Annotated in this window: 19 protein-coding genes and 3 tRNA genes; 12 read left to right on the forward strand and 10 right to left on the reverse strand. The window is 64.4% G+C overall.

The genetic code is table 11. The features are described 5' to 3' along the window. Positions 1 to 17: 17 nt before the first annotated feature. Positions 18 to 1,274 carry a UDP-N-acetylglucosamine 1-carboxyvinyltransferase gene (murA, locus tag Q0J57_RS06800; RefSeq protein WP_297218577.1) on the reverse strand — a complete coding sequence of 419 codons (1,257 nt, stop codon included), beginning with the start codon at positions 1,272 to 1,274 and terminating at the stop codon, positions 18 to 20. 138 nt (positions 1,275 to 1,412) lie between these two features. Here murA and Q0J57_RS06805 point away from each other — a divergent pair. Continuing rightward, positions 1,413 to 1,488 (forward strand) — tRNA-His (locus Q0J57_RS06805). 97 nt (positions 1,489 to 1,585) lie between these two features. Continuing rightward, positions 1,586 to 1,662, forward strand: a tRNA-Pro gene (locus Q0J57_RS06810). A gap of 568 nt (positions 1,663 to 2,230) precedes the next feature. Here Q0J57_RS06810 and Q0J57_RS06815 read toward each other — a convergent pair. The 3 genes from Q0J57_RS06815 to Q0J57_RS06825 form a co-directional block, all read right to left on the reverse strand. Continuing rightward, positions 2,231 to 2,306, reverse strand: a tRNA-Ile gene (locus tag Q0J57_RS06815). A 130-nt stretch (positions 2,307 to 2,436) separates the two neighbouring features. Beyond that, a complete protein-coding gene (locus tag Q0J57_RS06820) occupies positions 2,437 to 3,600 on the reverse strand; it encodes a SufD family Fe-S cluster assembly protein (protein ID WP_297218579.1) in 1,164 nt (387 codons plus the stop codon). Then, entirely contained in the window at positions 3,597 to 4,391 is a 795-nt protein-coding gene (locus Q0J57_RS06825; protein WP_297218582.1) for an ABC transporter ATP-binding protein, read from the reverse strand. The genes Q0J57_RS06820 and Q0J57_RS06825 overlap by 4 nt, the downstream gene beginning before the upstream one ends. 291 nt (positions 4,392 to 4,682) lie before the next feature. Here Q0J57_RS06825 and rfaD point away from each other — a divergent pair, with 291 nt between their 5' ends. Continuing rightward, the gene (rfaD, locus tag Q0J57_RS06830) at positions 4,683 to 5,654 is read left to right on the forward strand and encodes an ADP-glyceromanno-heptose 6-epimerase (protein WP_297218584.1); all 972 of its coding nucleotides are present in this window, start codon (positions 4,683 to 4,685) and stop codon (positions 5,652 to 5,654) included. 374 nt (positions 5,655 to 6,028) lie between these two features. Here rfaD and amrB read toward each other — a convergent pair whose 3' ends face one another. The 4 genes from amrB to Q0J57_RS06850 all read right to left on the reverse strand — a co-directional run bounded on the left by amrB (position 6,029) and on the right by Q0J57_RS06850 (position 11,326). Next, complete coding sequence (amrB, locus tag Q0J57_RS06835) at positions 6,029 to 6,889, reverse strand: AmmeMemoRadiSam system protein B (RefSeq protein WP_297218586.1); 861 nt, start codon at positions 6,887 to 6,889, stop codon at positions 6,029 to 6,031. Positions 6,890 to 7,121: 232 nt separating this feature from the next. Further along, a complete protein-coding gene (locus Q0J57_RS06840) occupies positions 7,122 to 8,585 on the reverse strand; it encodes an NAD-dependent succinate-semialdehyde dehydrogenase (RefSeq protein WP_297218588.1) in 1,464 nt (487 codons plus the stop codon). Positions 8,586 to 9,085: 500 nt separating this feature from the next. Next, a complete protein-coding gene (locus Q0J57_RS06845) occupies positions 9,086 to 10,348 on the reverse strand; it encodes a dihydroorotase (protein WP_297218590.1) in 1,263 nt (420 codons plus the stop codon). Then, the gene (locus Q0J57_RS06850) at positions 10,349 to 11,326 is read right to left on the reverse strand and encodes an aspartate carbamoyltransferase catalytic subunit (protein WP_297218592.1); all 978 of its coding nucleotides are present in this window, start codon (positions 11,324 to 11,326) and stop codon (positions 10,349 to 10,351) included. Between the two features lie 372 nt (positions 11,327 to 11,698). Here Q0J57_RS06850 and Q0J57_RS06855 point away from each other — a divergent pair, with 372 nt between their 5' ends. The 8 genes from Q0J57_RS06855 to Q0J57_RS06890 all read left to right on the forward strand — a co-directional run bounded on the left by Q0J57_RS06855 (position 11,699) and on the right by Q0J57_RS06890 (position 19,086). Beyond that, a complete protein-coding gene (locus tag Q0J57_RS06855; RefSeq protein WP_297218594.1) occupies positions 11,699 to 12,568 on the forward strand; it encodes a YitT family protein in 870 nt (289 codons plus the stop codon). An 8-nt stretch (positions 12,569 to 12,576) separates the two neighbouring features. After that, on the forward strand, positions 12,577 to 13,803 hold the full coding sequence (locus Q0J57_RS06860; RefSeq protein WP_297218596.1) for an amidohydrolase family protein: 1,227 nt from the start codon (positions 12,577 to 12,579) through the stop codon (positions 13,801 to 13,803). A gap of 121 nt (positions 13,804 to 13,924) precedes the next feature. Further along, complete coding sequence (locus Q0J57_RS06865; RefSeq protein WP_297218598.1) at positions 13,925 to 14,263, forward strand: Hpt domain-containing protein; 339 nt, start codon at positions 13,925 to 13,927, stop codon at positions 14,261 to 14,263. A 226-nt stretch (positions 14,264 to 14,489) separates the two neighbouring features. Beyond that, positions 14,490 to 15,614, forward strand: a complete 1,125-nt coding sequence (locus tag Q0J57_RS06870) for a branched-chain amino acid ABC transporter substrate-binding protein (RefSeq protein WP_297218600.1) — start codon at positions 14,490 to 14,492, stop codon at positions 15,612 to 15,614. A gap of 121 nt (positions 15,615 to 15,735) precedes the next feature. Beyond that, positions 15,736 to 16,641 carry a branched-chain amino acid ABC transporter permease gene (locus Q0J57_RS06875; protein ID WP_297218602.1) on the forward strand — a complete coding sequence of 302 codons (906 nt, stop codon included), beginning with the start codon at positions 15,736 to 15,738 and terminating at the stop codon, positions 16,639 to 16,641. Continuing rightward, positions 16,638 to 17,609, forward strand: coding sequence for a branched-chain amino acid ABC transporter permease (locus Q0J57_RS06880; RefSeq protein ID WP_297218604.1), 972 nt, complete (start codon positions 16,638 to 16,640; stop codon positions 17,607 to 17,609). Before Q0J57_RS06875 ends, Q0J57_RS06880 begins: the two co-directional genes overlap by 4 nt. Next, positions 17,606 to 18,373 (forward strand): ABC transporter ATP-binding protein, encoded by a 768-nt coding sequence (locus tag Q0J57_RS06885; protein WP_297218606.1) that lies wholly within the window; start codon positions 17,606 to 17,608, stop codon positions 18,371 to 18,373. Before Q0J57_RS06880 ends, Q0J57_RS06885 begins: the two co-directional genes overlap by 4 nt. 2 nt (positions 18,374 to 18,375) lie before the next feature. After that, positions 18,376 to 19,086, forward strand: coding sequence for an ABC transporter ATP-binding protein (locus tag Q0J57_RS06890; protein WP_297218608.1), 711 nt, complete (start codon positions 18,376 to 18,378; stop codon positions 19,084 to 19,086). A gap of 108 nt (positions 19,087 to 19,194) precedes the next feature. Here the strand turns inward: Q0J57_RS06890 and Q0J57_RS06895 are convergent, their stop codons facing one another. Then, positions 19,195 to 19,881, reverse strand: a complete 687-nt coding sequence (locus Q0J57_RS06895; RefSeq protein WP_297218610.1) for a phenylalanine--tRNA ligase beta subunit-related protein — start codon at positions 19,879 to 19,881, stop codon at positions 19,195 to 19,197. A 42-nt stretch (positions 19,882 to 19,923) separates the two neighbouring features. Next, positions 19,924 to 21,039 carry a radical SAM protein gene (locus tag Q0J57_RS06900; protein WP_297218612.1) on the reverse strand — a complete coding sequence of 372 codons (1,116 nt, stop codon included), beginning with the start codon at positions 21,037 to 21,039 and terminating at the stop codon, positions 19,924 to 19,926. 171 nt (positions 21,040 to 21,210) lie between these two features. Between Q0J57_RS06900 and Q0J57_RS06905 the strand changes: the two genes are divergently transcribed. Then, on the forward strand, positions 21,211 to 22,134 hold the full coding sequence (locus Q0J57_RS06905) for a diaminopimelate dehydrogenase (RefSeq protein WP_297218614.1): 924 nt from the start codon (positions 21,211 to 21,213) through the stop codon (positions 22,132 to 22,134). Position 22,135 lies beyond the last annotated feature (1 nt).

Below are 22,135 nucleotides of genomic sequence, written 5' to 3' on the forward strand. Positions count from 1 at the left end.
GCAATTTCTCCTTGGGGTCAGGCCTGTTCGGCAACGCGGCATATGTGCGCGCCAACGGCATTGAGCTTGTTTTCGATGCGTTCGTAGCCGCGGTCCAGGTGATAGATGCGCTGGACGTGGGTTTCGCCCCGGGCCGCCAGACCGGCCAGCACAAGGGAGGCGCTGGCCCGCAGGTCAGAGGCCATGACCGGTGCCCCGGTCAGGCGATCCACGCCCCGGACCATGGCCGTATGCCCGGAAACCTTGATGTCCGCGCCCATGCGCGCCAGTTCCTGCACGTGCATGAAGCGGTTTTCGAAAATGCTTTCCTCCACCACGCTGGCGCCCTGCGCCAGACACATGAGGGCCATGATCTGGGCCTGCATGTCCGTGGGAAAGCCCGGAAAGGGCTGGGTTTTTACATCCGTGCCGCGCAGCGGGCCGGGGCAGGCGGCGCGCACGCCGTCGGCGGTTTTTTCGATGAGCATGCCCATGCTCTGCAATTTGAGGATGACGGCTTCCAGCTCGTCGTAAGGGCAGTTCCGCAGCAGCAGGTCGCCACCGGTGATGCCTGCGGCGGCCATGAAGGTTCCGGCTTCGATGCGGTCAGCCATGATGGTATAGTCGGCGCCATGCAGCGCGCTCACGCCCTGGATGTGGATGGTGCTGCTGCCCTCGCCCTCGATGCGGGCGCCGCAGGCCCGCAGGAAGCGGGCCAGGTCCACCACTTCGGGTTCTCTGGCCGCATTTTCCAGCACGGTTTCTCCCTGGGCCAGCACAGCGGCCATGAGCAGATTTTCCGTACCGCCCACGGTGGGCATGTCAAGGGTGATGTGCGCGCCCCGCAGATGCTGGCAGTGCCCCAGGATATAGCCCCCTTCCAGATCAAAGCGGGCACCCATGAGTTCCAGCCCCTTGAGGTGCTGGTCCACGGGGCGGGCGCCGATGGCGCAGCCGCCGGGCAGAGCCACACGGGCCTGGCCGATACGGGCCAGCAGCGGCCCCAGGCAGAGCACCGAGGCCCGCATGGTCTTGACCAGGTCATAGGGCGCTTCAGGGCGCAGGGCGCCGGCCTGCACCGTTGCCCTGTGATCGTCATGCGTGCACTGGCAGCCCAGCACATCCAGCAGCTTGAGCGTGGTGTGAATGTCCCGCAGGTCCGGCACATTGCGGAAGGTAACGCCCTCTTCCGGCAGGATGGCGGCAAAGAGAATGGGCAGGGCGGCATTCTTGGAGCCGCTGATGTCAATGGTGCCATGCAGGGCATGGCCCCCCTGGATGATGAGCTTGTCCATGGTGCCTCGACAGATATGCGTGCGGGATAGAAAATACGAGGCAAGGCTAGTCCTTTTTCTAGAAAAAATCCAGAGCCTCTTTTTTGAAATTTTTACTTGCCAAAGCAAAAAAGTTTGTATAAATACCTTTTCCACACGGCGGAAGTAGCTCAGTTGGTAGAGCACCTGGTTGTGGCCCAGGTGGCCGAGGGTTCAAGCCCCTTCTTTCGCCCCAGAAAGCATGCCCCGCACTTCGGTGCGGGGCTTTTTCATGCGGTGCCGGCATGCACGGCTTGCCAAAGCACAGCCGGCTGACATATACTCGGAGATTACGGAGCGTGGCGCAGCTTGGTAGCGCACCTGCTTTGGGAGCAGGGGGTCGCTGGTTCGAATCCAGTCGCTCCGACCAGACAACAGCAAGAGGTTAGACCACGGCGTGGGATAACCTCTTTTTGTTTTTGCGACCACATTGCGGCCAGCCCTGGAATAGCCCGGAAGAGAATACCCCTGGAATAGCCCCGGATAGCCCTGTCGTTTTCCGCCGGATCGCTGCCATCTTCGTCTGTTCTGTCGTTCTGTGGGGCGCCGGCTGCTGTCGGGGCACGGCTGTTTGTTACCTGCCCGTGGTGGATCGCGCGGCGAGGGGCAGAGGTTCTCGCCTGCCTGTGGTGGCCGTTTTTCCGCGCAGATGACGCCCTGTTCCCTTGGTTTTCCCATTCCGGGCCTGTTCCAGGGCTGACAGAAAACTGTCCCCGGCGGGGCCGCGGCACGTCTGGCCAGGCGGAAAAACAGAAATCCCTCAAACGGAAAACAGAAATCCTCAAAGAGGCGCATCCCGTACCCTGTCGGCAGACGGGCATGGGCGCGGGCATCGGTGCTGCGTGGCTTGCGTTTTCCCCGGCAGCAGTCATAAGGGGAACCATGCTGCGCACAAAAAAAGCGGCCAGCTCTTTCCTGCTGACCGCATGATGCTTGTGTGGTGGGCCCACCAGGCCTCGAACCTGGGACCTGCCGGTTATGAGCCGGAGGCTCTACCAACTGAGCTATAGGCCCACGCAGCGGACTATAGCGGCAAGGCGCGGGGCGGTCAAGGTCTCTCCGGCGGAAGCACGAAGGTAAAAAAACGGCCGGTTCCGCAGGGAAACCGGCCGTGATGTCTGGCATGGTGTGCGGGCAAGACGGGCTACATGGCGTGACCGCACTGGAGCAGGCGTATCTGGTCGTCCATGGCCTTTTTCAGGGGCGCGGGCAGGCCCATGATGTCCACATTGAGGAAGCCCCGCACGATGGTGGCCGTGGCTTCATCCTCATCCAGGCCGCGCGCCATGAGGTATTCGATCTCTTCCTGGGCGATCTTGCCCACAGCGGCTTCATGGGACAGTTCCACGCCATCCTGATTGCTGTCCAGTTCCGGGATGGCGTGCATGCGGCCATTGCCGAGGATAAGGCCCTTGCATTCCAGGTGCCCCTTTACCGGCGTGGACGAGGCCCCCAGGAAGCCGCGGTTGATGATGGTGCCGCCCGTGGTGACCGCACGGGAGATGATCTCCCCGCGGGTATGGGGGGCATCCAGGTCGATGCGGTTGCCGCTGTCCACGTGGGAGCCGGCGGGCGCCACAATGACCGAATCAAAGCGGGCCACGGCGCCTTCGCCGGCCAGCTTGATGCCGGGATACATCTGGAGATTGCCCACGGGCTTGAGCAGAATGTAATTGTTCTGGAAAACGCCCCCGGCCGCCACGATGCCGGCGGAGCGCGGCCGCACGGTGACGCTTTCGCCCCAGTTGTGGATCATGGTGAAGGTCAGCTTGCCGCCCTTTTCCACGTAGTATTCGGTAATGCCCAGATGGGCCGAGTGTTCCGCGTCATGGGCCGTGGCGCAGCCGCCCAGCACGCTCAGTTCCGCGCCTTCTTCCACAATGACCACATTGTGGATGCTCTGCCCGGCATTGCGGCCCTTGATGAACATGCAGGACTGCACCGGCTCCGTGAGCTTGACCCCCTTGGCCACCCGCATGAAATAGCCGCCGTTGCAGTGCTCGTAGGTCATGCGGGTGATTTCGTCCTTGTTGGGATCCAGCAGCTTCCAGTAGTGCTGCGGCAGGCCGTCGTATTTCTTGAGGGCCTGGCGGATGTCCAGCAGTTCCAGGCCAGGATGCTTGGTGCCGCAGTGCACGTCAGCGTGGTTGAGCTGCATAAAGGTACCGCTGACGTGATTGTCCTGCACATCGATGCCGGCCAGCACCAGGCGCTGGCGGTCCTGAAGGGGCAGAACGGTCAGATCTTCGATGGGGGCGGCATTTTCACCGCCGGTGAAATTGAAGCGGGAAAGGTCAACTGTGCTCATCTCAGCGGAGCCTCCATGATCTTGCCGTAGCTGTCACCTGCCAGACAGCGCAGGCATTCCTGATAGCCGTGCTGGGCGATGTGGTCCAGAATGACCCGCGGGCGGGCTTCGCAGCAGAGCTTGCCGTGATACATGACCTGTCCGCGGTCGGCATTGACGTATTCCAGAATGTGCCCGGTGTGGGTGATGATGAGACCGCTGGTGGAGCGGTTGCGCCCCTGCTGGCGCAGGGTGGCGGTACAGCAGGCCGGCACGCCGTCCAGAAGCTGGCGTACGGTATGGCCCACAAGGGCCATGTTTTCCAGGTCCACCCCGGATTCCGGCTCGTCAAACAGCAGCAGGTTGGGCTGCTGGGCCATGAGCTGCAGCAGCTCCGAGCGCTTGATTTCGCCGCCGGAGAAGCCGGCATTGACATCGCGGTCAAGAAAGGTGTCGAAATGGACACGGCGGGCCATTTCCGTAATGTTCATGTCCCGGCCACGGCCGCAGAGTTCCACCATGCGCCGGGTGGGCAGGCCGTGAATGGTCGGCGGCCGCTGAAAGGACATGCCGATGCCCAGGCGGGCACGCTCGTACATGGGCGCGTGCGTAATGTCCTTGCCATTGAAGACAATGCTGCCGCGGGTGACCTGGTAGCCGGAAAAGCCCATGATGGTCATGAGCAGGGTGGTTTTGCCCGAGCCGTTGGGACCGAAGAGGATAAAGGTTTCGCCGGATTCGATGGTCAGGTCTATGCCGTGCAGAACGGGTGTACCCTGCACCGAAACATGCAAATCGCGAATCTGGAGCATGTTTTTCCCCAAAGATAACCGTGCGCCACAGGGGCGCGTTGCTGCGACAAAAGCGCCAAAGCGTCCGGCAGCCGCCGCACAGGGGCGGGCCGGACGGCGCAAGGCAGGGCGGGCCTGCCGTCTGTTTCCTGAATGGGGGCATAGTCGCAAACTTGCAGGGCGCTGTCCAGCCCGGCAGGGCAAAAAATCGTGCCTGCCGGAAAGGCCGGAGGGTGGCTTGCGCTGGCCGGGCGGACAGCCTATAGAAAGATAGCACAACACAGGATGCGCCCAGGCGCGGGGAGGTTTGCCATGTATATTGTTACCGGAGGCGCCGGCTTTATCGGCAGCGCCATGCTGTGGCAGCTCAACACCATGGGGATTGAGGACGTGGTGGTGGTGGACCACCTGGGCAGGGACGAGAAGTGGCGGAATCTCGCCAAGCATACCTATGCGGACTATATGCACCGCACACGCTTTCATGACCTCATGCAACGCGATGCCCTGCCCTGGAAAATCGATGCCATCATCCATCTGGGCGCCTGCTCCGATACCACGGAGGTGGACGGCGACTTTCTCATGGAAAACAATTTCCAGTACAGTCGCGATCTCTGCCGTTTTGCCCTGGACAAGGGCGCACGCTTCATCCATTCCAGCTCCGCCACCACCTACGGCGACGGAGAACTGGGCTTCAGCGATGATCCCGATCTGCTGCCACGCCTGCGCCCCCTGAGCCTTTTTGGCTATTCCAAGCACCTCTTTGACCTCTGGCTGCGGCGGCAGGGCCTGGACAAGGAGGTGGTCAGCCTCAAGTTCTTCAATGTCTACGGCCCCAACGAATATCACAAGGGCGAGATGCGTAGCGTGGTCTGCAAGGCCTACAGCCAGATCATGCGGCACGGCGATATCGAGCTGTTCCGTTCCACCCGTCCCGGTCTTGCCGATGGCGAGCAGAAGCGCGATTTTGTGTACGTCAAGGACTGCGTGGCCCTCATGGGCTGGCTGCTGGAACATGCCCATGTCAACGGCATCCGCAATATGGGGTCCGGGCAGGCCCGCAGCTTCAACGAGCTGGGCCGTGCCGTCTTTGCGGCCATGCAGCGCAGCTGCCGCATCACCTATGTGGACATGCCCGGCTTCCTGCGCGATATCTACCAGAATTATACCCAGGCCGACATGAACTGGTTGCAGAAGGTAGGCTGCCCCCTTCAGCTGACATCGCTGGAAGATGGCGTGACGGACTTTGTGCAGAACTACCTGCAAAAGCCCGATCGTTATCTGTAGGCCGGGGGCGCAGGCTCCCGTCTCCCCTTTTCCTCCGTCTCGGCAGTGACCGTTTTGAGGCCCCGCGGCGCAGTGGCGTTGCGGGGCCTCATGGTACCGTGCCCCGGACAGGCCATGCGCTGCCGGCTTCCAGCCGGTCCCGGCTATCAGAGACTGTTCCCACAGCCGCCAGATCGGCGGAGAGCGGAAAGCGCCGTCAGCATGGAGGGGCGTTTTTTGCCGCCAGGCCGCTGCCGCTATCCTGCGCATTGGGGGGAGCGTGGCGGACGGGGCGCTGCCCTGTTGCCCACTGTCAGCCGGGCGCGTCGTCCTCGCGGGCTGCGGCGGTGCGTGAAGTCCGGGTTGTCATGCGCCGGGAATACCACCGGCAGCGCCTATGGCAGGAAAAAGCGTACGCCGGCATAGCCCACCACGTGCGTCATGTCGCCGGAAATGCTGCCGGACGTATCGTGCAGCACCAGTTCGGCCCTGGGCGGATGCTTGCCGGTCAGGTGGCGCAGGGCATGCATGGCCAGAGCCAGGGGGGCAGCGCCGCACATGCTGATGTGTTCGTGCCCCGTGGTGCGCAGCAGACCTTCCGGGTCGCAGGCCAGCACATGGGCCAGGGCCATGCGGTCCTTCTGTTCCGTGAGCCGGGCGTCTTCATAGTGGTTCATGTCGGAACTGACGATGATGCCCACCGGCAGGTCGTCTTCTCCGGTGGGCAGGGCACGCAGCACACGGGCCAGTTCCCGGCCGGCTTCGGCCAGCAGCTGCGGTTCCCGTGTGCCCACGCAGATGGGAACCACGCGGAATTCCTGATGCTGGCTCACCTGAAGAAAGGGCAGGATGACTTCCAGGGCGTGCTCCTGCCAGTGGGCCAGCTCATCACGCTGAAAGGAGGAGGCCGCGGAACAGAGGTCATCCACCATGCCGCTGTCCACCGGCACCTGGCCCAGCGGGGTCTGCCATGCCCCTTCCGGCCAGACGGCCAGGGGCCGGCCCATGCCGGTGTGATTGGGGCAGAGCAGGATAAGGGTCTGCGGCAGGATCACGCCGGCCAGGGTGGCGCCGATGACATGCCCGCAGTAGACATGCCCTGCATGGGGCAGCATGAGGGCGACGGGATGCAGGGGCGCGGCCGGCTGCGGATGGCGTGCGGCGCCGGCATCCAGAAAGGCCTGGATGTTGTGGCGCAGGTCTTCGGGCGCGGCGGGATAAAAGCGCCCGGCGGCAATGGGCTGACGAATAGACATGGCTACCTCCGGAAAACGTCGAGCAGGGAAGACGATTTTCCGGCCTTGTCCGCATCCTGTCAAGCTGCGGGCACTGCCGGAAGGCGCACCTCGGGCGGTACCGGCGGCCGATGCCGCGGATGGATGACCGGCAGCGGGGGCGCGTGCCCCGAACGGAAGCGGCAGCAGCAAAAACCGCCGGGAAAGGCAGGCACGGCGCGTCCCTTTCCCGGCGGATACGGAGGCATGGCGGCTAGTTGTCGATGCCGCCCATGAGGAAGAGGTGGGTTTCCATATAGTCGTTGAGACCTTCGCGGCTGCCTTCCCGGCCCATGCCGCTGAACTTCACGCCGCCGAAGGGGGTTTCGGCATTGGCCAGGGTCACGTCATTGATGCCCACCATGCCGTATTGCAGCCCTTCGGCCATGCGCCAGGCCCGGCCCAGATCGCGGGTGCAGAGGTAGGAGGCCAGACCAAAGCAGGTGTCGTTGGCCAGGGCCAGGGCTTCTTCTTCCGTATCAAAGGCCATGACGGCAGCCACAGGGCCAAAGATTTCTTCGTGGAAAAGGCGCATATGGCGGGTCAGGCCCGTGAGCAGGGTCGGTTCGTAGAAGAGCGGCCCCATGCTGTGGCGTCTGCCGCCGGCCAGCAGCGTGGCGCCCTTGTCCAGGGCATCCCGCACCAGACCGTCCACGTGCTCCACGGCCGCCGCATTGATGAGCGGCCCCATACTAACGCCGGCCTCCAGACCGTTGCCCACGCGCAGGCCGCGTATCCGTTCCCGGAGGGCAGCCACAAAGGCGTCATGAATGCCCCGCTGCACCAGAAAACGGTTGGCGCAGATGCACGTCTGGCCCGCATTGCGGAACTTGCTGGCCATGGCGGCGGTGACGGCATCGTCCAGGGGAGCATCGTCGCAGACAATAAAGGGCGCATTGCCGCCCAGTTCCAGCGACAGGCGCTTGAGGGTGGCGGCGCAGTCCGCGGCCAGCTGCTTGCCCACGGCAGTGGAGCCGGTGAAGCTGAGCTTGCGCACCACGGGACTCTGGGTGATTTCCCGGCCGATGACGGCGGCATCCCCGGTGATCACGTTGAATACCCCGGCCGGAATGCCGGCCCGCAGGGCCAGTTCTGCCAGGGCCAGAGCGGAAAAGGGCGTGGCGCTGGCCGGTTTGACCACCAGCGTGCAGCCGGCGGCAATGGCCGGAGCGGCCTTGCGCGGGGTCATGGACGAGGGGAAGTTCCAGGGCGTGATGACGCCCACCACCCCCACGGGCTGCTTCTGGGTGATGGGGCGCACACCGGCACGGGGGGCGGGGACCACATCGCCGTAGGCCCGGCGGATTTCCTCGGCAAACCAGGGGAAGTAGGTGGCTCCCTGGAGGATTTCGCCCCGGGCTTCGGCCAGCGGTTTGCCCTGTTCCAGGGTCAGAATGCGGCTGAGGTCGTCGATGTGCTCCTCGATGAGCTGTCCCCAGCGGCGCAGGGCGGCACCGCGCTCCTGCAGGGGAACCTTGCGCCAGGTGGCAAAGGCGGCCTGGGCGGCGGCAATGGCAGTGCGGGCATCCTCGGCCGTGCAGCGCGGCACGGTGCCCAGCGTTTCGCCGGTGGCCGGATTGCTTACGGAAATGACGGCACCGTCGGCGGCATGGCACCACTGGCCGTTGATGCAGGCGTGCTGACGGAAAAGGCTGGGGTCTTTCAGCTGTGCGGGCATGGCAGGCTCCTTGGCAGGGCGGTTGAAGGTGAGGGGACAGACGCCATTTGTGAAGAATGTGCACAAAAGCGATGTCACGGCCGCACTGTACGGCCAGTCGCTGGCAAAGTCATCCTCTTTTTGCCCGAAGTCTCCCGGAATTTTCCTGCGCCGGTGCCTGCGGCCGTATGCTCCGCCGGGACAGGACGCGCCGCACAGGTCAGCGGCACGGTGTGGCAGAAACGCGCGGGTGGCCGGCCAGGCCCTCCGGGGCAGACAGGCATGATCCCGGTCGGTTTCGGGAAGGAAATGGTATGTGTGGTGAAAAAAGACGCAAGAGGATGGGCCGCATGCGATATGCGCCACGAATGCCGGATCAGAGCCTGACCCGGAAGCCGGCGGGGCAGGGCACGGAAGGCGGAAAGAACACGGGGAAGGCGGGTCAGCCGATACGGGCATTTTGCCCGCAGCGGTTATGCTGACGCCGGCCTTCCCCTGTGCCGTAATGCTCGTTCGAAACGCTAGAAAAGCTGGACGCCGGCGCACCAGTGATGGCGCACGCGGCCCCGCATTTCCTGCCCCAGGAAGGGCGTGTTGGCGCTCTTGGAATACAGGCTTTCCGGGCTGACGGTCCAGCGCTGGTCAGGGTCGAACAGGAAGAAGTCCGCCGGATCGCCGGGTTCAAAGTGATTGCAGGGCAGGCCGAAGATGCGCGCCGGGGCGTAGCACCAGCGGTCGTGCAGGGTGGCCTCGTCCAGAATGCCCTGGCGCACCAGGTCCCAGGTCAGGGGCAGGGCCAGGTCCAGACCGGTAAAGCCCTTGGGCGCTTCATCCAGGGGATGCTGTTTTTCATGCAGGGCGTGGGGGGCGTGGTCCGTGCTCAGGATGTCCAGGGTGCCGTCCTTCACGGCCTGGCGCAGCGCCTCGCGGTCTTCGGGGCGGCGCAGGGGCGGGCTGACCTTGGCATTGCTGTTGTAGCCGGCCAGGGCGCTTTCATCCAGGGTCAGGTAGTGCGGGCAGGTTTCCGCCGTGACCCGGACGCCCCTGGCCTTGCCCCAGCGCAGCATGTCCACGGACAGGGCCGCCGAAACGTGGGCAATGTGCACCGGAATGTTCAGATACTCGGCCAGCATGATGTCGCGGGCCACCTGCATGGCCTCGCCCACCGGGGGCTGGCCCTTAACGCCCAGTTCGCCGCTGAGGGGGCCTTCGTTCATGACCCAGCCGCGGGCCAGGTCGGGGTCTTCACAGTGATCCATGACGATCATGCCCAGGTCGGCGGCGTATTCCATGATGCGGCGCATCATTTCCGCGCTGGTGACGGGGCAGCCGTCATTGGAAACGGCCACGCAGCCGGCGTCCTTCAGTTCGCCCAGGGGAGCCATTTCCTTTCCGGCAAGGCCCACGGTGGCGGCGGCCACGGGGACGAGGCGGGGACCGTGCGGATAGGCTGTCCGGGCCTTTTCGAGCATATAGCGGGTAACGCTGGCCGTGTCGTTGACGGGCCGGGTATTGGCCATGCACATGACCGTGCCAAAGCCGCCGCGGGCGGCGGCCGTGAGGCCGGTGACAATGTCTTCCTTGTATTCCAGACCGGGATCGCGGAAGTGGGCATGCACGTCAATGAGGCTGGGCATGAGCAGCAGGCCGTCGGCCTGGACGATTTCGCTGCCTTCCGGGGCGGCATGATGGCCGGCCGGTGTCATGGTGACCACCCTGCCGTCCCGGACAAGCAGGTCCACGGGGGCGTCAAGATGGCGGGCGTTCTTGATGCAGAGGGTCATTTAGCAGCCTCCTTCATGGGGGGTGGCGGCCCCCTCGTTGCGGGTGGCCAGAAGATAGAGCACAGCCATGCGGGTTGCCACGCCGGAGGATACCTGATCCAGCACGCGGCTTTGCGGGCCATCGGCCACGGCATCGGAAATTTCCAGGCCGCGGTTCATGGGGCCGGGATGCAGCACCGGCGCGCCGGGGCGGGCCAGGGCCAGGCGGGCGGGGGTCAGGCAGAAGCGGCGGGAATATTCGGTAAGGTCCGGCAGCAGGCCGGCCTGCTGCCGCTCCAGCTGGAGGCGCAGGCACATGACGGCATCGCTGTCCCGCAGGGCACGCTCAGGATCGGTAAAGATGTCCACGGGCCAGTTGTGCACGCCGGCCGGCAGAAGGGTGCGCGGACCGCACAGGCGCACCTTCACGCCCAGCATGGTCAGCAGATGGACATTGGAGCGGGCCACGCGGCTGTGGGCAATGTCGCCAAGGATGGTCAGCGTGCGCCCGGCAAAGTCGCTGCCCCACACGCTGCGCAGGGTAAAGCTGTCCAGCAGGGCCTGTGTGGGGTGGGCATGCCAGCCGTCGCCGCCATTGACGATGCTGCACGGCAGCAGATCGGCCAGGAACTGCGCCGCGCCGCTGCTGGAATGCCGGATGACAATGACATCCGGCCGCATGGCCTGCAGGGTCAGGGCCGTATCCTTGAGGCTTTCGCCCTTGTTGATGCTGGACCCGCTCTTGGCCAGGGAGTAGGTGTCGGCGGAGAGGCGCTTGCCTGCCACGTCAAAGGAGGTCTTGGTGCGGGTGCTGTTTTCGGCAAAGAAGAGCACCACGGTTTTGCCCTTGAGGGTGGGCACCTTCTTGACCGGACGGCGGTTGATCTCCTCGAAGCTGGCGGCCACGTCGAGGATATGGCGCACGTCGTCGCGGCTGAGCTGGGCAATGTCCAGCAGGTCCTTGTGCTTCCACTGATAGCGATTGTCTGTGACGTTCATGGCTGTCGGGGGCTGAGGTCAAAAAAATCCCCGCTGAAAGCGGGGAAAAAACAAAAGGGCCGTGCGTCCCGGATGACGGGCGCAAAAAGGCGGTGTCGGCTGGGGCGTACGGCATGACGGTTCATGAGCGTCAGGCTAGTCCCGGCAACCGGCTTTGTAAAGCAAAAAAAGCCGGGTTGACGCTGGCACGCCCATTTACTAGGGTCAGGCCGCATGTCTGCGGCCGTGCGGCGCTGTTGCCCCGTCTGCCGCAGGAACGGCGGATGCCTTCCGCCCGCACGGGGCAGGCGCCTGCGCCTTCCCCGGCAGGGAAAAACGGCCATGGTGCGGGTTCTGCCCGTGTGCGCTGGCCGCAACCTCTGGAGAGCCTGCATGAAACTTCTGCAAACCTACAATCGCCGCCTGGCCGAGTCCGTGTGGTGGAACCTGCTCTGGCTGACGGTGGGGGCCTTTCTCATGGCCCTGTGCATGCAGACCGTGGCCACCCCGCACAACTTTGTGGCCGGGGGCATGCTGGGCCTGTCTTATCTTGTCTGGCACTGGACGGGCCTGCTGGACCTGCTGGTCTGGTATCTGCTGCTGTCCATCCCCATCTGGGTGTGGGGCTGGTTTTTCGTGGGGCGGCGCTTTCTGCTGTACACGGCCTATGGCACCATCTGCATTACGCTTTTCGGTTCGTTCATCACGGTGCAGCTGCCCCTTCAGACCGAGGTCTACGCGGCGGTCATTGCCGGGGTGCTGCACGGCGCCGGTGCGGGCATCATGCTGCGCACCATGGGCAGCAGCGGCGGCACGGACATTGTGGCCGTGGTGCTCAAGCAGCACTGGAACATTCCCATCGGGCAGTTTTCCTTTGCCGTCAATGCCTGCGTCTATCTGCTGGCCTCCTTCAGCCTCAATCTGGACCTCATCGTGGCCTCGCTGCTCATGATGTTCATTTCGGCCAATACGCTGGAATATGTGCTGGGCATGTTCAACCGGCGCAAGATGGTGCTCATCATCTCGCCCATGGGCGAGGCCATCAGCGAGGCCATCCTGCTGTCGGAGCGTTTTGGCGTGACGCTCATGCGCGGCAAGGGGGCCTATTCCGGCACGGACCGCGACATTCTGCTTACCGTGACCAATAACGTGGTGCTCAAGCGTCTGGAAAATCTGGTGTTCAGCATCGACCCCGGGGCGCTCTTCATTGTGGAAAATACCTTCTATGTTTCCGGCGGCCAGTTTGCCCGCCGTGACCGCTAGGAGCGCCCATGGCCGACATCATTGCCTATCGCGCGCGCACCATGATTCCCCTGGCGGGGGAACAGCCTGCCCGGGGCGAGCCGCAGCTCTTTGCCCCCCTGCGCCGGGTGGACGATGCCGTGCTGCTCTGTGCGGATGGTCAGGTGCTGGAGGCCGGCCGCTGGGGCAGCGTTTCGCTGCCTGCCGGCAGCCAGGTCCGGGACCTGGGGGAGGTCTGTCTGGCGCCGGGGCTGATCAATGCCCACTGTCATCTTCAGCTGTCCCATGTGGCCGGGCGCACCCGCTGGGGCGAGGGCTTCACGGCCTGGCTGCGCAGCCTGGTGCCGCTGCTGCACGAGGACTTTTCCCAGGACGCCGTGAACGCGGCCTGCGCGGCCATGCGGGAGGCCGGTACGGCCCATGTGGGCGACTATGCCGGTGCCGGTCTGCTGCTGGTGGAGCAGGCGGCCAGGGCTGCCGGGCTGGGCATAAGCCATTTCTGCGAATGGTTCGGCATGGCGGCGCCCTTTGTGGATGCGCGGCGTCCGTGGCCGCCGGCGTGCCGTGCCGCCCTTGAGGCCGAGGGGCCGACCCCCGGACAGCCCGGCGGCGATCTGGTGGCGCCGCTGGAGGCGCGCTGTGCCCCGGCGGGACATGCGCTCTATTCCACTGCGCCGGAAATTCTGCAGGATGCCCGGCGCTGGTGCCGTGAACAGGGCCGGGTTTTTGCCCTGCACCTGGCGGAGTCCCCTGACGAAACGGAGCTGCTGCTGGACGGCCGGGGACCGCTCAAGGAGTTTTATGACGGGGTGGTGCTGCCGGCGGGCTGGCGCGCGCCGGGCCTGCGGCCTCTGGCGCTGGCCGTGAAACTGGGGCTGCCTGGTCAGGGGACGCTGGCGGTGCACGGCACACAGCTTGATGCCCGCGAGCTTGCCGTACTGGCGGCCAGCGGCAGCGCGCTCTGCCTGTGCCCGCGTTCCAATGCCCATCTTGGCGTGGGCCTGCCGCCCCTGCGCCAGGCCATGGAAAGCGGCGTGCTGCTATGCCTGGGCACGGATGGTCTGTCGTCCAATACGGACCTGGATGTGCGGCAGGAAGCCCTGTTTTTGCGCGAGCATTTCGATGTGCCGCCGGAGGTGCTGCTGCGCCTGCTGACCGTCAATGGCGCCGCCGCCCTGCAAATGCCCGCCCTGGGCAGGCTGGAACGCGGCATGGCAGCGCACTGGAGCCTGTTGCCCGAGGCATTGTGCATCTAGCACCGGAGGGCACGGGTACGGCCGAAGGCGGCAGCGCGCCCGGCAGTTACGAATATGGCCGGCAGGGAAACGCCGGCTTCACTGAGGGAGAATTGCGGCCATTGCCGCAGGAGGAACAGGTATGGGATCATCTTATCTGGACTGGAAGGAGGGCCTTGCCCGGCTGGACGGCGATGAAGCCCTGTATCGCAGGCAGCTGGGGCAGTTCATGCTGGAGCAGCGGGAAGCGGCCGTGCAGGTAGCGGGCGCGCTGCGCAAGCATGAGGACGAAACGGCGCGGCATCTGGTGCACGAGCTGCGGGGCCAGGCCGTACAGCTGGGGGCCAGGCCGCTGGCCTCGGCAGCCTTTGAACTGGAAATGGCCATTCGCGCCGGCGCGGAGACGGCTGCCGTCATGGGGCGCTTTGACCGCATGCTGACCGATACCCTGCTGGCCATGGCCTCCTACCGCAGTTTCTAGGGGCAGGACCCGTGGCCCGGCCCGCGTGGCGGGCATGGTCATGCGTCCTGCCGCTGGGGGGCGGCGGGTGGCGTCTGCGCTGTGCGGCGCCGGCCGCACGCCGGAGGAGGCCGGAGCGGCCCGGGGACAAGCGGGAAAAGTTCCCGCTGCCGGGCTTTTCCTTTGGAGATTTTTAGGCTACTCTTGCCGTCTGTCTGTAACGTTTTCTCATTTCGGGGAGTTTTTCATGAGCATCTGGAGACGTGCGCTTGTTGCGGTGGCGCTCTGCCTGCTGACGCCCGCACTGGCGCTGGCCGGCGGCAGCATCAAGATCGGCCTTATGTGCCCCCTGACGGGCAAATGGGCTTCCGAAGGGCAGGACATGAAGAATATCGTGAGCCTGCTGGTGGATGAAACCAATGCCCAGGGCGGCATCAACGGCAAGAAAGTGGAACTGGTGGTGGAAGATGACGCGGGCGATCCGCGCACGGCGGCCCTGGCAGCCCAGAAGCTGGTGGGCGCCGAAGTGGTGGCCATCATCGGCACCTACGGTTCTGCCGTGACCGAAGCCACGCAAAATATTGTGGCCGAGGCCGAGCTGGTGCAGGTGGGCACCGGTTCCACCAGCGTGCGCCTGACGGAAAAGGGCCTGCCCCTTTTCTTCCGCACCTGTCCGCGTGACGATGCACAGGGGGCGGCCGCTGCTGCCGCCATCATCAAGGGCGGCTACAAGAAGGTGGCCCTGCTGCACGACAAGTCGTCCTACGCCAAGGGCCTGGCCGACGAAAGCCGCAAGGCCCTGGAAAAGTCCAATGTGGACATCGTGTTCTATGATGCCCTGACTCCCGGCGAACGGGACTATACGGCCATTCTGACCAAGCTGAAGGCCGCCAATCCCGACCTGATCTTCTTCACGGGCTACTATCCCGAAACGGGCATGCTGCTGCGCCAGAAGAAGGAGATGGGCTGGAACGTGCCCATGATGGGCGGTGATGCCGCCAACCATCAGGACCTGGTGAAGATTGCCGGCGCCGATGCCGCTGCCGGCTACTTCTTCATCAGCCCGCCGCTGCCGCAGGACATGGACACGCCGGAAGCCAAGAGCTTCCTGGAAGCCTTCAAGGCCCGCTACAAGACGGCGCCCGTTTCCGTGTGGGCGGTGGTGGCCGGCGACGCCTACAAGGTCATCGAGGCGGCGCTGAAGAACGGCAAGGTGGAGTCCGAGGACATGGCCGCCTGGCTCAAGCAGCTCAAGGACATGCCCGGCCTTACCGGCCGTCTGGGCTTTGACGAAAAGGGCGACCGGGTGGGCGAATTCTACCGCACCTATGTGGTGGATGCCCAGGGCAAGTTCGTCCTGCAGGGCAAGTAGGACGACCGCTGGTGAGGCAGCCCGGTGCGCATGCCGCCCGGGGCTGCCCTGAATTCCAACCAGGAAAACAACGCGCCGCGCGATATCCCCTGCGGGATGCCGCGCGGCGCGGAACATGCGTATGGAACAATTTTTTCAGCAGCTGTTGAACGGCCTGGCCGTGGGTGGCATCTACGCGCTGGTGGCGCTGGGCTATACCATGGTCTACGGCGTGCTCAAGCTCATCAATTTTGCCCACGGCGACCTGTTTACCATCGGTGCCTATCTGGGCCTGACCCTGCTGGTAAGCTGCAATCTTGCGGGACTGCTGGGACCGGTGGCGTCGGTGCTGGTGGTTTTTGTCATGGTGTCCATTCTTGTGGCGCTTATCGGCTGCCTGCTGGAGCGCGCGGCATATCGTCCGCTGCGCAAGGCCAACCGGCTGTCCGCCGTGGTATCGGCCCTGGGGGCCTCCATCTTTTTCCAGAATGCGGTCATGCTCATTTACGGGGCGCGCTTCTATGTGTACCCGGATTTTCTGCGGCCGGACTTCACGGTGAATCTCTTCGGCCTGGATGTGCCCGGTGTACGTCTTATGGTCATCAGCGCCAGCGTGCTGCTTATGCTGGCCCTGTGGGCCTTCATCCAGCGCACCCGGACCGGCGCTGCCATCCGGGCCGTGGCCATTGACCAGGGGGCGGCCCGGCTCATGGGCATCAATGTGGACAGGGTCATTTCGCTGGTCTTCTTCATCGGTCCCGGGCTGGGCGGCGCGGCCGGCCTCATGGTGGGCATCTACTACGGGCAGATCGACTTCACCATGGGCTGGTCCTACGGCCTCAAGGCCTTTACGGCGGCCATCCTGGGCGGCATCGGCAACATTCCCGGCGCCATGCTGGGCGGTCTGCTGCTGGGTGTCATCGAGGCCCTGGCGGCCGGTTATGTGGCCATTGCCTGGAAGGATGCCATTGCCTTCCTGGTACTCATTCTCATTCTGATCATCCGTCCCACGGGCATCCTGGGCGAACGAACGGCGGACAAGCTATGAGCATGCGCACCCTTGCTGCCGTGCTGCTGGGCGCGGTCATCCTGCTGCTGCCGCTTGTTGCGGGGTCCTACTGGGTTTCCGTCTGCGTGAGCGTCGGCCTGTATGCCCTGCTGGGGCTGTCTCTCAACGTCATTCTGGGCCAGGCGGGCATCTTTCACATGGGGCATGCGGCCTTCTATGCCGTGGGCGCCTATGTGACCGCCATTCTCAATACCCTGTTTCAGTGGCCCATCTTTGCCACCATGCCCGTGGCCGGTGCGGCCTCGGCCCTCTTTGCCCTGCTGGTGGCCCGGCCCATCATCCATCTGCGTGGCGACTATCTGCTTATTGTCACCATCGGTATTGTGGAAATCGTGCGCATTGCCCTGCTCAATGACGTGGGGGGCTATACAGGCGGTTCCAACGGCCTGTTCGGCATTGCCCGTCCGCAGTTCTTTGGCTTCAAGATCGTCAAGACCGTGCATTTCTACTATCTGGTCTGGGGCATGGTGGGCATCAGCCTGCTGCTGTTCTACGGTCTGTGGCGTTCGCGCATTGGGCGCGCCCTGAACTGCATCAAGGAAGATGACATTGCGGCGGAAGGCTGCGGCATCGATGTGACCAGCTACAAGCTCATGGCCTTTGTGCTGGGCGCCTTCTGGGCGGGCATGGCCGGTACGGTCTATGCCGCACAGATGACCACCATCACGCCGGAATCCTTCAATTTCATGGAATCGGTCATCATTTTTGCCGTGGTGATCCTGTCCGGCGGCAGCATGCTGGGGGTACTGGTCAGCGCCTTTCTGTTCATTGGCCTGCCGGAACTGCTGCGCGAATTTTCCAATGCCCGCATGCTCATTTTCGGCCTGGCCATGATGCTCATGATGATCTGGCGGCCGCAGGGCCTCATGCCGCCGCGGGCACGCCGCTACGCCGTGACCACCAGGGCGGAGGGCGCGACAGACGGAACCGGCGGAGGTAGGGCATGAACCTTCTGGAACTGCACGAGGTCAGCAAGATTTTTGGCGGCCTCATTGCCCTGAGCGAAGTGTCCTTTTCCGTGGAAGAGGGCAGCGTGGTGGGCCTTATCGGTCCCAATGGCGCAGGCAAGACCACGGTATTCAACTGCATCACCGGCAACTACCGCCCGGAGCACGGGCATATTCTCTTTGCCGGCGAGGACGTGACGGGCCTGCGCCCGCATCGGCTGGTGGAGCGCGGCATCGCCCGCACCTTTCAGAGCATCCGCCTGTTCGGGCGTCTGCCCGTACTGGAAAATGTGCTTTCCGGCCGCCATTGCCGTCTGCGGGCCGGGCTGCTGGCCTCCATGCTGCACACGCCGTCCCAGCGCCGGGAAGAACGGGAAGCCGTGGCCCGCTGCATGCAGGAACTGGCCTTTGTGGGCCTGGCAGACCACCATGCCGAGGCGGCTTCCAGCCTGTCCTACGGCAATCAGCGCCTGCTGGAAATTGCCCGTGCGCTGGCCTCGGACCCGCGGCTGCTCATCCTGGACGAACCGGCGGGCGGCATGAACGATCAGGAAACCGTGGCCCTCATTGATCTTATCGGTGCCATCCGCGACAGGGGAATCACCGTGCTGCTCATCGAGCATGACATGCGTCTGGTCATGCGCATTTGCGAAAAGCTGGTAGTGCTGGAAAACGGGACCCTCATTGCCCAGGGGGCACCGGAAGAGGTGCGGAGCAATCCGGCCGTCATTGAGGCCTATCTCGGCGCGGATACGGAGGTCTAGGCATGGCCATGCTTGAGCTGAAGGACATTCGGGTCCGCTACGGCAATGTGGAGGCCCTGCACGGCATTAATCTGCATGTGGACGAGGGCGAGATCGTGACGCTGCTGGGCGCCAACGGGGCGGGCAAGAGCACGACCCTGCTCACCATCAGCGGCCTGGTGCGACCCTGTGGCGGCGATGTGCTGCTGGACGGCAAGTCGCTGCTCAAGGTGCCCAGCCATGACGTGGTGCGCCACGGCGTGGCCCAGTCTCCGGAAGGGCGCCGTGTTTTCGGGACCATGACCGTGCTGGAAAATCTGCACCTGGGGGCCTTTTCCGTGCGCGATGCGGCCCGCTCCCAGCAGACCCTTGACTGGATTTTTGAGCTGTTTCCCCGCCTTTTCGAGCGCCGCGAACAGCTGGCCGGCACCCTTTCCGGGGGCGAGCAGCAGATGCTGGCCATCGGGCGTGCCCTCATGGCCGAACCGCGCCTGCTGCTGCTTGACGAACCGTCGCTGGGCCTGGCGCCGCTTCTGGTCCGCTCCATCTTCGAGACCGTGCGCACCATCAGCCGGCGCGGCGTCACCGTGCTGCTGGTGGAGCAGAATGCCCGCGCCGCGCTCAAGCTGGCCACGCGCGGCTACGTGCTGGAAGTGGGCAATGTGGTCATGCACGATACGGCGGCAAACCTGCTGGCAGACCCCAGCGTGCAGCATGCCTATCTGGGCGGTTAGCCTGTTTTCTGCGCTGTTTGCACAAGGGCCGGCAGGCACGGACGTGTCTGCCGGCCCTTGTGTTTGCTGTGTGCGCTGGCCGCAGGCAGCGGAGAACAGCCGGGCGCCTCATGCTGCCGGGGACGGCGGCACCACAAAGGGCGCGGTGAGCGGGCGGCTTTGCGTGAAGTCCGCAAAGAGGCGGGCCGTGGTCTGCATGGCCCTGTCCAGGGCGTCGAGGGAGGAAAAGCCGTAGATCACCGTCAGGCAGGTGGTGGTTTCCGGCCGGATCATGGCGCGGGTGGAATCGCTGGTGGCGCCGCCGAACGGCCCCTGCGCATCGCAGAGCAGAGGCAGATTTTCCAGCGGCAGGTCCTCCTTGCCGATGCCCCGGTATACTTCCCCGGCCTGGCCCAGACGCAGAAGGATGTCGCTGCCCACCTGGGAAAGGTCGTAGGACCCCACGGAAAAGCCCGTTTCCAGCGAGGCCAGATTGTTGGCATCCACCACGCTGTTGATGCGGTACAGGGCCTTGCCCTGCCGGATGCGGCGGTAGAGGGCCTCGGAGGAGATGCGGTAGCGGCCGGGGTCCCTGCCAAAGGCCTTGTAGGCGGCGCGAGACTCGCTCAGGTTGGGAATGCTGGCCAGGGGCGTATCCTGCAGCAGGCGTTGCAGCATGGGCGCCAGGATTTCGGACAGATAGTTCTGGGCATCGGCGCGGGATTCTTCCACCTGAACCTCGTGCACAAGGCAGCCCAGACGGCTTTGCGGCCACCGGGACAGGATTTCTGGGGCAATATGCAGTGCGGGAAGCATGAGTTCCTCCATAAAAAGGTGCAGTACGGGCGGATGGTCGCCTCAGGGACAGCTGATGACCCCCTCGGACCAGAGGCAGGCGCCGCAGGTGGGGGCCGTATTGCCGTAGCAGTCCTCGCGGCCTTGTTCCCAGTTTTCGCACTGGCTACAGCGGCAGCAGGGGGAAAATTCAAAATGGCGGACCCGCTGGCGGAAGGCGGCATAGTCCTGCCCGTTCCATATGCGGTCCAGGGGCTGTTCCAGGACATTGCCGAAAAAGTGATGCGCCACATGGCGCGTCTTGCCGGCCCAGTACAGGGTGGAATTGCGCAGCAGGGGCATGCAGGGGCTGACCAGGCCGTCATGGCGCACAAAGGCCATGCCCTCGTCAATGAAGCGGCAGTGGCGGGCCTGGCGTTGCAGGCGCTGGCCGGAAAGGAAAACATCACACATGCCGGAACTGCACAGGCCGGCCATGCCGTGCGACACATCCTCGTCCAGCCAGTCCATGAGCGGCACGTGAATGCGCGGCGAGGTGGGCAGCGGCGCCTGTCCGCCCAGGTCCCAGTCCACCACGTTTTTGTACAGCAGCTCGTCGGCAGTGCGGGCATCCGTGGGAATGACGTTGGAGATGCGGACGTCGTTGATCCGGTAGAAGCTGGCAAAATAGGGCAGACGGGCCAGATCGCGCACATTGCTTTTCATGGCCACAAAGGCCATGCCCAGCTGCACCGGGCGCGGCAGGCGAAAGCGCCGTTCGTTGAACTGCGCCATATGCTGCCTGATCAGCGGCAGGGTGCTGTTGCGGCGGATATCCCCGTAGGCATCGTCTTCCAGCGAATCAATGGACAGCCACAGCATGTCCAGGCCGGCATCCAGCAGGGCGGCGGAGCAGGCGTCATCCAGCAGAGTGCCGTTGCTCAGCAGTTCCACACGGCGCCCTGTGGCATGGGCAGCGCGTACCATATCCACAATGTGCGGATGAAAGAGTGGTTCGCCCATGCCGCCGAAAAAAAGGGTTTCCACGCTTGGCGGCAGATGAGAAAGAATGCTGTCAAAGGTCTCCTGGCGCATATGGCCGGGCTGTTCATCGATCCAGCTGTTGCGGAAGCACATGCGGCAGCGCAGGTTGCACTGCGAGGTGGCTTCAATATACAGGCGTCTGAGGCAATCGGTCATGGTGGTCTCCAGCGCGGAAGCGTAGCATACTTCTCCCGGCGGGTCGATACGGGATGTGCCGGGCAGGCCGTCTGTTTTCTTGACGGGCCGCGCCTCTTGCATCTAAGAAGAGGGACGCGCTCCCGTCTTCAGGGTGAAGCGCTGTCTGAATTTTTTGCCAAAGGAACGACAATGAAGAAGTTTACGCTTGCTGTTCACAGTCTGGGCAATATCGGTTCCCGGGTGGTGGAAGCCGCGCTGGCTGCCCCCGACTGCCAGTGCCTCGGCGTCATTCGCCGCGCCGATTCGCTGGGAACGCGCACGCAGGCCCTGCGCGGCCTGCCGGAATATGCCGATCTGGCCAGCCTTGAGGCTGCCCAGGGACGTCCCGATGTCATTGCCCTGTGCGGTCCCTCGCGCAGCATTCCCCAGACGGCGGAAGCGCTGCTGCGCAAGGGCTACAACTGCGTGGACAGCTTCGACGTGCACACCGACATTCCCCAGAGCGTGATGCGGCTGGACAAGGCCGCCCACGAGGGCGGCGCCGTCAGCATCACGGCCGCCGGCTGGGACCCCGGCACGGACTCCGTCATGCGCGCCCTGTTCGAGGCCATGGCGCCCACCGGAACCACCTTCACCAATTTTGGCCGCGGGCGCTCCATGGGCCATTCCGTGGCGGCCCGTGCCATTGCCGGCGTGGAGGATGCCGTGTCCATCACCATCCCGCTGGGAGGGGGACGCCATTCCCGCCTGGTCTATGTGGTGCTGAAAGCTGGGGAAAATCTGGCGGATGTGACGGCCCGCATCAAGGCCGACGACTATTTTGCCCACGATCCGCTGGAAGTTCGCCAGTGCAAGGACCGTCAGGAACTGGCCTTTGCGGCGGACCAGTCCCACGGCGTGCTCATGGAGCGCACCGGTGCCTCCGGCATGACGGACAATCAGATTCTCAAGTTTGACATGCGCATCAACAATCCTGCCCTGACGGCGCAGGTGCTGGTTTCCTGCGCACGTGCCGCCACGCGCATGGAGCCGGGCTGCCACACGCTCATCGAAGTGCCGCCCATCAAGCTGCTGCCCGGCGAGCGCATGGACATCATCAGCCGCATGGTCTAGC

The organism is uncultured Desulfovibrio sp., from assembly GCF_944324505.1.
Taxonomy (GTDB): domain Bacteria; phylum Desulfobacterota; class Desulfovibrionia; order Desulfovibrionales; family Desulfovibrionaceae; genus Desulfovibrio.